This is a genomic window from Arthrobacter sp. Leaf141, assembly GCF_001424565.1.
In the GTDB taxonomy this organism is placed as follows: domain Bacteria; phylum Actinomycetota; class Actinomycetes; order Actinomycetales; family Micrococcaceae; genus Arthrobacter.
In genome coordinates this window covers 1-8,622 of record NZ_LMOL01000033.1, presented here as the reverse complement: position 1 = coordinate 8,622, position 8,622 = coordinate 1, and the positions used below count along the sequence as shown (strand labels likewise).

Below are 8,622 nucleotides of genomic sequence, written 5' to 3'. Positions count from 1 at the left end.
CTTCGACACCACCCACACACCGCCGTCGTTCAACTCCACCTCAGTGGTTTTAAACCCCGGATACACCACGGCGCCAACAACAAGGGCCACCAGGGCGAGGCCGAAGACGGTACCGCGAAGGGCTGCGGACCGGCGGAAACGGTTAAAGGCGGCGGCTGGTGTGCGGCGCGCGCGTGGTTGTCCGCTGCGGCTCATAAAAAGGTTCCCCCCGGTTGGTCCCCGCCTTGCCGGATTCGGGCATAACGACGCAGGGGCGCAACAAATATACCGCGTAAAGCCAACAAGTGGATAAACCGCTTGGAGCGGGAATCAGTCCAGGATCAGGCCCTTGCCCAGTCCTCGCGTGAGCCGGACGGGCCGGATCTCACCGAACCCGCGGACGTTTTCCGGCGGCTGCGCCACCATCACAAAGCGCTCGTCGTTTTCCAGCGCCGAGGCTGTCATGGAATCCACCAGGACGGTTCCCGGTTCGGCAAGGCTGGTGAGCCGGGCAGCGAGGTTGACGGTGGGGCCGTAGATGTCGCCGAGCCTGGACAGGATCCTGCCCCAGACCATTGCCACCCGCGCTTCGGGCAGGATTTCGTCCTCCGTCAGGGCCTCGGCCAGGGCCAGTGAGATTTCCGCGCCCGCGGCCGGGGTTTCGGCGATGTACAGGACTTCGTCGCCCACGGTCTTGACCAGCCGGCCGCCGCCCACGGAGATGATTTCGGCGCATTTGTTTTCGAACCGCTGCACCAGGCGGGCCAGGGTCTTCTCGTTCATCCGGCGCGACAGGCTGGTGTAGGACACCAGGTCGGCAAAGCCCACGGCGCGGGCCAGCGGCAGGGGCGCGTCGTCCTCATCGCCTTCGCGGCCTTCTTCGCTGGCCTGCAGCCCCGCTTCGGCGCGGACGGCCAGGCGCTGCACACCGGCGTTGAGCTGGCGGCGCCAGGAGTAGACCAGCACCTCTTCGAGGGCGTCGACCATGTCCGGAAGCTCGTTGACCAGGCGCTTGCGGGCCACGGCATCGGTGACACCCTGTTCGTGGACCATGTCCTCGACCAGCGCCTCGATCTGCCACACCACCATCCGGTCGGTCATCTGGCCGATGGCGCGGGTGACGGAAATCGCCGCTTCCTCGGTGAGCATGCCGGAGCGCACCAGGTTCACCACGGTGGAGAGCGCGGCCTGGTCGCGTTCGGTGAACGCGACATCATCATCGCCAAAGTTGGGGAAGCCGAGGGCGCGCCAGAGTTTCCGTGCGGACAGCAGGGACAATCCCGCGCCGGAGGCCACCTCACGACGGCGGAGCTTGCGTTCGCCGCCCAGCAGGCGGGCTTCCAGGGCTTTCACGGCCAGGCGCTCCGCGGACATGGTGCCCGTGGGAGGGTGCGGGTCGGCTGCTGCGGCGGGTGCGACGGCAGGAACCTGTTCGTCCTCATCGTTCATCGCGTCCACCTTCTCTCATGTCCCAGGGCATTGCTCCGGCCGGATGGCCCACTGTTTCGCCCGGCCAGGGACCAGTGTCTTCCGGGAGTTCACCGATCGCGTCGAGGATGAAGTCCCGGAACCGGGCAACCTCGGGGACGTCCTGGAACGTCGCCACGCTTTGCTGTCCGGTTTCCAAGGATATATTCCCGGAGCGCAGGAGTCGTTGCAGCAGCGTTTCGTGGACACGCACGTTGCGGACGTTGGCAAGGTTGACTTGCTGGTCGTGCCGTTTCAGCAGGCCGTGCCGCGCCACCATCCTGGTGCTGGTGAGGGTGTAGCGGGTGTGCTTCCAGCGGAGCAGCCGGGGCAGGCAGTAGCCCAGCCAGACCCAGGCCGCGGCCAGGACGCAGGCGCCCACCAGCCATGGCGTCCATTGGCTGTCCAGTTCGGGCACAACCTGCCGGGCGCCGCCCCGGACCACCCAGGCGGCGCAGAAGGCGGCCACGGCGGGCGCCAGGATGAAGGCCACCGCGGCCCCGGTGAGTTTCCGCGGCTGCGGGCGGGTGGAGACAATGACCTGCTCGCCCGGGTGCAGTTCCTTACGCATAACCGCCGGTGCCGGAGCCGTCCCCTGCGGGCCAGGGCCGCAGGTGCACCACGTCCCCGGCGGTGACCACATGCTCCCGGGAGTCCCGGTCCACCACCAGCAGGGACCCGTACTCGTCCAGCCGGGATGCGTGGCCAATGATCTCGTGGTCGCCGGGAAGCTGGGCGCGCACCTGCTTGCCGAGGGTGGCCATGTTGGCCTCGACCCGTTTGTGCAGGGACGCCCCGCCGCCCATCCCGGCGGTGGGATCGCCGTCGGCATTGCAGAACTGGCGGTAGAGCACGGCGAAGCGCTTGAGGTAGCCCTTCAACAGCAGGGTCCGGTCAGTGGTGGTGCCGTCGGCCAGCAGCACGGAAGTGGCGGTAGGGACGGGCAGTTCGTCCTGGCCCAGCGTCACGTTCAGGCCGGTACCCAGGATCACCGGAGGCACTGTCCCATCCGTCATGGGGCCCAGCTGGGCCAGGATGCCGGCGATTTTCCGGCCGCCCACCAGGACGTCGTTGGGCCATTTCAATTCGGCGGCCAGGCCTGCCGTCTCCTGCAGCATTTCCCGCAGCGCCAGGGCGGCGATCAGGGAAAGCCAGGAGTAGCTCTGGGTGGGCAGCGGCCTGCCGTCGGCGTTGACGGGCCGGAGCACCAGCGACACGGACACGGAGCTGAGCGGCGGCGTTTCCCACTGCCGGTCCAGGCGGCCCCGGGCGGCGGTCTGGTATTCGGCGGTCAGGACCGAAAGGTCCGGCCAGTGGCCGGGGTCGACGCCAGCGGCCCGGAGGAGGTCGGCGTTGGTGGAACCGGTGGAATCCACCACGTCGATCCTCGAAATGCCGGCGGCGGCCAGGAACTGCGGCTCTGCCAGGTCCCGCCGGTTCAGGGGGCTGCCGGAATTATGTGCATCAACCATGCCTGAATCCTACCGACTGGCGCCGCCCGCCGCCTGCGGTTTCCCTGCCGGCCGGCAGGCCAAAGGATTCCCGGCGGCAGGTTCCGGGGGAATCAGGGCGGCGTCCTAGAGGAAGATATCGGGGACCAGACTGTGCTCGTCAGCGCCCATGCTGTAGGGCCGGAAGTCCGTGACGCCCGCCGCCGCGAGGATCTCCTCGTCGGTATGGAAGTTCCCGCTGGACACGACGCCGGCCTGGAGGTGTGCCCCTGTGAGCAGGGCATGTGCGGCGTCGGCCATGATCTGCGGGCCGCGGGCGGACCGGACCATTGCCTCGCCGTGGGGCATGTTCCGGATGGCTGCCGTGTCGATCAGGGTGCATGGCCACAACGAGTTCACGCTGATGCCATCAGCCTTGAGCTCCTCGGCGAGTCCCAGCGTGGTCAGGCTCATGCCGTACTTGGCCATGGTGTAGGCCAGGTGCCTCCCGGCCCAGTGGGGGTCGAGGTTCAGGGGCGGCGACAGGGTCAGGATCTGGCCGGCACCGGAACTGCGCAGGGCCGGCAGGGCGAGCTTGGACAGCAGGAACGTGCCGCGGACGTTGATGTCCTGCATCAGGTCGTACTTTTTCATGTCCACCGCATCCGTCCTGGACAGGTCGATTGCGGAGGCGTTGTTAATAACAATGTCGATCCCGCCAAAGCGTTCCTCCGCGGCTGCGACGGCCCGGGCAACGTCCTGATCCTGGCGGACATCACCCACCAAAGGCAGCGCCTGGCCGCCGACGTCCACCAGCTGCTGCGCGGCAGTAAACACCGTGCCGGCAAGTTTGGGGTGCGGCTCCCCGGTCTTGGCCAGCAGGACGATGTTGGCGCCGTCAGCGGCGGCCCGGCCCGCGATGGCCAGGCCGATCCCACGGCTCCCACCGGAGATCAGGATGGTCCGGCCCCGCAGCGATCCGGTGGCCTGGTAGGGGCTGGCAAAGGCGGGGGAAGCGTCGTCGCTCGAAGTCATGAATCCACTGTAACCCAACTAAGTTACCGGCGAGTAACAAGGCGTTGCGGGTGGAGGCGCGGCAGAAAATTGTAGGTTCCCTACAGCTGCAGGCGCCCAGACCCTCATTAGACTTGCCTGCAGGGTCCGTTCTTTGTGCGGAAGCTACTTAAGCAGCACCAGCCGGAACCCGCCAGCAACGCACTGCGCCACAGAACCAATCTGCAACAGAGCCGGAGACACTTGATGAGCCACGATCTGACAACGACAGCGGGAAAGATCGCCGATTTCCGTGACCGCCAGGCCCGTGCCGAACAGCCCTCCGGCCCCGAGGCCATCGAGAAGCAGCATGCGAGGGGCAAAAACACGGCCCGTGAACGCATCGGGCTGCTGCTGGACGAGGACTCCTTTGTGGAGTTTGATGCGCTGGCCGTGCACCGCTCCACCGCGTTCGGGATGGAAAAGAAGAAGCCCCTGGGCGATGGCCTGGTTTCCGGCTACGGCACGGTGGATGGCCGCCTGGTGGCCGTCTACAGCCAGGACTTCTCCGTGTACGGCGGTTCGTTGAGCCAGGTCAATGGCGAGAAGATCGTCAAGGTGCAGGAGTTCGCGCTGCGCAACGGCTGCCCCGTGGTGGGCATCCTGGACGGCGGCGGCGCCCGCATCCAGGAAGGGGTGGCCTCGCTGGCCATGTTCGCCGATATCTTCCGCAACAATGTGCACGCCTCCGGGGTGGTCCCGCAGATCTCGCTGATCATGGGCCCGTCCGCCGGCGGCGCCGCCTACTCCCCGGCCCTGACCGACTACGTGGTGATGGTGGACAAGACCTCGCACATGTTCATCACCGGCCCGGACGTGATCAAGACCGTCACCGGCGAGGACGTGGACATGGAAACCCTCGGCGGTGCCCGCCAGCACAACGCCACCACCGGCACCTCCACTTACCTTGCCTCGGACGAAGCGGACGCCGTCGAGTTTGTCCGCGAACTCCTTGATTTCCTGCCGTCGAACAACCTCGCCGAAGCTCCCGTCCAGGAGCACCAGCAGGAACTGGAAATCGACGACGACGACCTCGCCCTCGACACGCTGGTCCCGGACTCCGCCAACCAGCCCTACGACATGCGCACCGTCGTCGGGCAGATCGTTGACGACGGGCACTTCCTGGAGATGCAGGCCCTGTACGCCCCCAACGTCATGATCGGCTACGGCAGGGTGGAAGGCCACACGGTGGGCATCGTTGCCAACCAGCCGCTGCAGTTTGCCGGCACCCTGGATATCGCCGCCTCCGAGAAGGCCGCCCGCTTTGTCCGGCACTGCGACGCCTTCAACATTCCCATCATCACGCTGGTGGACGTCCCCGGCTTCCTGCCCGGCAAGGACCAGGAGTTCCAGGGCATCATCCGCCGCGGCGCCAAGCTCCTGTACGCCTACGCCGAAGCCACTGTCCCCAAGCTCACCGTCATCACCCGCAAGGCCTACGGCGGCGCGTACATCGTGATGGGCTCCAAGAAGCTCGGCGCGGACCTCAACCTGGCCTGGCCCACCGCGCAGATCGGCGTGATGGGGGCCCAGGGCGCCGTGAACATCCTCTACCGCCGCGACCTGGCCGGTGTGGCTGAAGCCGGGGGCGACGTTGAAGCCCGCCGCGCCGAAGTAATCCAGCAGTACGAGGAGGAACTCCTCAACCCGTACCAGGCCGCCCAGCTCGGGTATGTGGACGCCGTGATCGCCCCCTCGGACACCCGGCTGCAGATCATCCGGGGCCTGCGCGCCCTGCGGGACAAGCGGGCCAGCCTGCCCGCCAAGAAGCACGGGAACATCCCGCTGTGACCGGCGGCGCCAGCGGGGACGGCACCCCGGCACCCGCCGAACCCCTGCTTTCCGTGGTGAAGGGCAATCCGGACGCCGAAGAGCTGGCGGCGCTGACCGCCGTCGTCCTTTCCCTGGCCGCTGCCGGACCGGAGCGGCCCAGCGAACCGGCTGCACGCACCTGGGTGCGCCGGCACCAGCTGCGGCTGGCGCCCACTCCCGGGCCCGGCGCGTGGCGCCGCAGCCGCGGCTGAATCAATGGGCCGGGGCCCTATTATGCGCCCGGCAGCGTGTGTAGGCTCAGCAGCATGGGTACTGCAGTGGTTGTCGGCGTGGACGGCTCGCCTGCGTCGGTTGCAGCCCTCCAGCATGGGCACCGGCTGGCCGCCGCGATGGATGTTGAGGTCCATGCCGTGGCCTGCTGGCTCGCGCCGCAGATGGCGCAGGGCCATGCCGTCATGGGGATCAGCCATTTCGAGGAAAAGGCCCGGCTCACGCTCAACGACGCTGTGGTGGCCGCGTTCGGTAACCCGCCGCCACCAAACCTGCGCACCCGCCTGGTGAACGGTGATGCCCGACAGGTCCTTTTGTCCGCGGGCAAGGACGCCGGCATGCTGGTGGTCGGCAGGCGCGGTCACGGTGGCTTCGGCGGCTTGCTGCTCGGCTCGGTAAGTTCCGCCTGCGTTGCCCACGCCGAGTGCCCGGTGTTGGTTGTCCATGCCGCCCGGGCCGCGTTGTGAACTTGACCGGCCGCGGGAGCCGGGCGGGGCGTACGGTCCTTCCATGATCGGACCGCGAAGGCCCGGCGCGGATTCCTGTTTCGCCAGCGCCGATCCGGCTAGTCTCGGAGGGTGACTACAGAGACCACCCCTGCCGCCCGCCCGCACACCAGCATCGACGCCGTCGCCGACAGGTACACGGATACCCTCATCCGGCTTAATCCATCCTTCGCCACCACCCTCGGCGTGCCCGGACATGAAACGGAATACCAGGACTTCTCCCCCGCCGGCATCGCCGCTTTCGCTGCGGCCGCCCGCGAGGCGCTGGCTGAACTGGCGGGCCTGGAACCGGTGGACGACGTTGACGCCGTCACCCTCGACGCCATGCGGGAGCGGCTGGGCCTGCAGCTGCTGATCCACGCGTCGGGGTGGGAGTACGCCGACCTCAACAACATCGCCTCCCCCGCCCAGGATATCCGCGCCATCTTCGACCTGATGGCCACGGAGACCGTGCAGGACTGGGAACACATCGCCGGCCGCGCCCACAACGTTCCCGCTGCGATCGCGGGCTACATCGAATCCCTGCGGCAGGCCCGCGACGCCGGACTGGTTGCCGCGGCACGGCAGGTGCGGATCGTCGTCGAACAGGCCTCGCGTTACGCCGCAGCGGACGGGTTTTTCGCCAAGCTGGCTGCCGGGGCGCATACCGCTGACGGTCCGCTTCCGGCGGAAACCCAGGAAAAGCTCGACGCCGGGGCTGCCGCCGCCGGCCGCGCCTACCTGGGCCTTGCGGAATTCCTCACCACGGAACTGCTACCCGCTGCGCCGGAGAAAGACGCCGTGGGAAGGGCCCGGTACGCCCTCGCTTCGCGCTCCTTCCTGGGCGCCACCGTTGACCTCGAAGAAACGTACGCCTGGGGCGTTGCCGAACTGGACAGCCTGATCAGCCAGCAGGAGCAGGTGGCGGGCACCATCAAAGCGGGCGCCACCGTTGCCGAAGCCAAGGAAATCCTCAACAACGATCCGGCGCGGCAACTCAAAGGCACCGCCGCGCTGCAGGCGTGGATGCAGGAGCTCTCGGACAAGGCCATCGCGGACCTGGCCGGCGTCCACTTCGATATTCCGGAGGTGATGAAGGAACTCGAGTGCCTCATCGCCCCGACCGACGAAGGCGGCATCTACTACACCGGCCCCTCCGATGACTTCAGCCGCCCTGGACGCATGTGGTGGTCCGTTCCGGCCGGCGAGGACACCTTCACCACTTGGGCCGAAACCACCACCGTTTTCCACGAAGGGGTGCCCGGGCACCACCTGCAGGTTGCCACCGCCACCTACCGCCGGGAACTGCTGAACAAGTGGCGCCGCAACGTGTGCTGGACGTCCGGGCACGGCGAAGGCTGGGCCCTGTACGCGGAGAAGCTGATGCAGGAACTCGGCTACCTTTCGGACCCTGGCGACCACATGGGCATGCTGGACATGCAGCGGATGCGTGCCGCCCGCGTGGTCTTCGATATCGGCGTCCACCTGGAGCTCGAAATCCCCGCGCGCTGGGGCTCAGGCACGTGGACCGCGGACAAAGGCTACGCCTTCCTGAAGGAAAACCTGCCCATCAGCGAGGGCCAGTTGAACTTCGAGTTTGCCCGCTACCTCGGCTGGCCGGGCCAGGCCCCTTCCTACAAGGTGGGCCAGCGCCTGTGGGAGCAGATCCGCGCCGAACTTGAAACCCGGCCCGGTTTTGACCTGAAGGAATTCCACACCCGGGCCCTGAACGTGGGCTCCGTGGGGCTCGACACCCTGCGCCGGGCACTTCTCGACTAGTCCCCTTCATTTCCTTTTTCCGGGCCGGTGTTTCCTGGTTTTGGGTGCGTTTGGGGGCCCGCGGAAATGTCGTAGGGTGCTGGAATACTTGGGCTATGGAGGTCCTTCCGGAACCAATGAAGCTGACGACGGCGGCACGCACCGCCGCCTTCAGCCTCGCCGGGGTGCAGGACCTGGCCGCCGGGGTGGAGGACCTGGCCGCCGGGGTGCAGGATTTGGTGGCCGGGGTGCGGTCCTTGCGGCCGGCCACCACGGGTGCGGGCCTGATTGACCAGATCCGTGGGTTGGAGGACCTGAAATCCGCTGCGGCCGCGGCGCAGGCGCGCCTTAGCATCGCCTTTGACCACCTCGAACGGCAGCGCCAGGCCGGGGCCGGGGTGCCCGCC

General features: G+C 67.6%; 9 protein-coding genes and 1 pseudogene. 5 read left to right on the top strand and 5 right to left on the bottom strand.

What is annotated here, in order from left to right:
- The 5 genes from ASF72_RS20430 to ASF72_RS16585 all read right to left on the bottom strand — a co-directional run.
- Nucleotides 1-195: hypothetical protein (locus tag ASF72_RS20430; protein ID WP_157371030.1), on the bottom strand; the 195-nt coding region annotated here is incomplete at its 3' end.
- A 114-nt stretch (nt 196-309) separates the two neighbouring features.
- Nucleotides 310-1,428, bottom strand: coding sequence for an adenylate/guanylate cyclase domain-containing protein (locus tag ASF72_RS16600; RefSeq protein ID WP_056600694.1), 1,119 nt, complete (start codon nt 1,426-1,428; stop codon nt 310-312).
- Nucleotides 1,418-2,017, bottom strand: a complete 600-nt coding sequence (locus ASF72_RS16595) for a PH domain-containing protein (RefSeq protein ID WP_056600692.1) — start codon at nt 2,015-2,017, stop codon at nt 1,418-1,420. Before ASF72_RS16595 ends, ASF72_RS16600 begins: the two co-directional genes overlap by 11 nt.
- The gene (locus ASF72_RS16590; protein WP_056600690.1) at nt 2,010-2,918 is read right to left on the bottom strand and encodes a biotin--[acetyl-CoA-carboxylase] ligase; all 909 of its coding nucleotides are present in this window, start codon (nt 2,916-2,918) and stop codon (nt 2,010-2,012) included. The genes ASF72_RS16595 and ASF72_RS16590 overlap by 8 nt, the downstream gene beginning before the upstream one ends.
- A gap of 105 nt (nt 2,919-3,023) precedes the next feature.
- The gene (locus ASF72_RS16585) at nt 3,024-3,911 is read right to left on the bottom strand and encodes an SDR family oxidoreductase (RefSeq protein WP_056600688.1); all 888 of its coding nucleotides are present in this window, start codon (nt 3,909-3,911) and stop codon (nt 3,024-3,026) included.
- Between the two features lie 225 nt (nt 3,912-4,136).
- Here ASF72_RS16585 and ASF72_RS16580 point away from each other — a divergent pair, with 225 nt between their 5' ends.
- The 5 genes and pseudogenes from ASF72_RS16580 to ASF72_RS16560 all read left to right on the top strand — a co-directional run.
- On the top strand, nt 4,137-5,720 hold the full coding sequence (locus ASF72_RS16580; RefSeq protein WP_050687655.1) for an acyl-CoA carboxylase subunit beta: 1,584 nt from the start codon (nt 4,137-4,139) through the stop codon (nt 5,718-5,720).
- Nucleotides 5,717-5,953: an acyl-CoA carboxylase subunit epsilon gene (locus tag ASF72_RS16575; RefSeq protein WP_050687657.1), complete on the top strand. Its 237-nt coding sequence runs from the start codon at nt 5,717-5,719 to the stop codon at nt 5,951-5,953. The genes ASF72_RS16580 and ASF72_RS16575 overlap by 4 nt, the downstream gene beginning before the upstream one ends.
- A gap of 54 nt (nt 5,954-6,007) precedes the next feature.
- Entirely contained in the window at nt 6,008-6,439 is a 432-nt protein-coding gene (locus tag ASF72_RS16570) for a universal stress protein (protein WP_050687659.1), read from the top strand.
- Nucleotides 6,440-6,550: 111 nt separating this feature from the next.
- The gene (locus tag ASF72_RS16565; RefSeq protein ID WP_056600687.1) at nt 6,551-8,236 is read left to right on the top strand and encodes a DUF885 domain-containing protein; all 1,686 of its coding nucleotides are present in this window, start codon (nt 6,551-6,553) and stop codon (nt 8,234-8,236) included.
- Nucleotides 8,237-8,331: 95 nt separating this feature from the next.
- Nucleotides 8,332-8,622: pseudogene (locus ASF72_RS16560) on the top strand (hypothetical protein); the annotation flags it as partial.